We start from the raw sequence: 995 nt of genomic DNA, 5'->3' as shown, positions 1-995 counted from the left end.
CGGCTATGTACTGGCGGGGCTGCTGGGCGGGCTGGTGCCGCGCAACCCCGGCTGGCGACCGCCACCTGCCGGCGGGGTGACGATCTTCGTCGAGGATAACGGCATCCATACCGGTATCGTCGTGCCCAAGGTGGCGGCCGGCGTCGACTGGCGCAGCGACTTCCCCGCCGCCGACTTGGGCGATCCACGCTACGCCGGCTACGATCACCTCGCGATCGGCTGGGGCGAGCGCGGCTTCTTCCTGGGCACGCCGCACTGGTCGGACCTGCGCTCCGCTACCATCCTCCACGCCGCGATCGGCAGCGACGATACGCTGCTGCATGTCGAACATATCCCGCGTCCGCCGGTGGCCCGCCACACGCGTGCGATCACGCTGCGCCCCGCCGAGTATCGCCGCCTCGCCATCACGATCCGAGCCGCCCGCGCATCGGCCAAGGCGCTGCCGGGCTACGATCGCCACGATGCCTTCTACCCTGCGCGCGGCCATTACGATGCGATACGGACGTGCAATCAGTGGACCGGCGCGACGTTGGCGACGGCGGGCGTCCGAGTCGGTGCTTGGACGCCTTTCCCGGTCACTGTGCTGCGCTGGTTCTGACTGGAACGTCGCCCCAGCGGCGGCTGGGGCCTCCTCCGACTCCTGCCCCGCCCCATCACCCACGGCCCCGGCTTTAACCGGCACCACGCGCCTCCATCGCTGGCCTCAGTTCGCCGCGCCGGTCTGGTTCGCCATCTCGCCGCGCTCCGGCGACATCGTCGGTGCAAGCCCGGTGGCGGGGCGCAGCGCCTCGCGCTCACTGTCGGGCACAGGCGCGGTCGGATCGGGCCGGAAGGCCTCGGGCGCCCGCGCCGTCCCGGGCGTCGCGGCGGCGGGGGCGAGATCGGGCGCGGCGTGTTCCGCACCGGGATCGGCATCCGTCACGGTGAAGAACCGGTCGAGCCACCCCAGCTTTAGTGCCGCCGTCACGCCCGCCGCGATCGCGCCCACCGCGCCG

1 protein-coding gene and 1 pseudogene are annotated in these 995 nt (G+C 72.5%); one reads left to right on the top strand and one right to left on the bottom strand.

Going from position 1 to position 995, the window contains the following annotated elements:
* Nucleotides 1-598 (top strand): TIGR02117 family protein (locus AX685_RS12340; protein ID WP_231738840.1); only part of this gene is annotated, 598 nt, incomplete at its 5' end.
* A 105-nt stretch (nucleotides 599-703) separates the two neighbouring features.
* Here the strand turns inward: AX685_RS12340 and AX685_RS22630 are convergent.
* A pseudogene (locus tag AX685_RS22630) lies at nucleotides 704-995 on the bottom strand (hypothetical protein); the annotation flags it as partial.

The sequence above is a fragment of the Sphingomonas sp. CCH9-F2 genome (assembly GCF_001556735.1).
GTDB lineage: Bacteria > Pseudomonadota > Alphaproteobacteria > Sphingomonadales > Sphingomonadaceae > Sphingomonas > Sphingomonas ginsenosidimutans.
The sequence above is the reverse complement of the archived record's forward strand: the minus strand, read 5'-3'. Positions and strand labels throughout refer to the sequence as shown.